Annotated in this window: 1 protein-coding gene; it reads right to left on the bottom strand. The window is 52.6% G+C overall.

Features of this window, described 5'->3' with window-relative positions; all coding sequences use genetic code 11:
- Positions 1-6: 6 nt before the first annotated feature.
- Positions 7-213: IS3 family transposase (locus QP981_RS11225; protein ID WP_284857594.1), on the bottom strand; the 207-nt coding region annotated here is incomplete at its 5' end.

Consider the following 213-nt stretch of genomic DNA (forward strand, 5'->3'; position numbering starts at 1 on the left):
TTAACTCTAGGCGGTTAGGGCTTCAAGGGTCTGATTCCGATATTGCATCGGGGTCAGGCCCTTGAGTCGTTGTTGGATGCGTTCGGTGTTGTACCACCCGATGTACTCATCGATCGCCTGGTTGAACTCTGCGACAGTGTCGAAGACTTCTCCGTGGTACATCTCGGTTTTCACGTGGCCGAAGAAGTTCTCCATGACCGCGTTGTCGTAACA

This window comes from Corynebacterium sp. MSK047 (genome assembly GCF_030232285.1).
Lineage (GTDB): Bacteria > Actinomycetota > Actinomycetes > Mycobacteriales > Mycobacteriaceae > Corynebacterium > Corynebacterium jeikeium_D.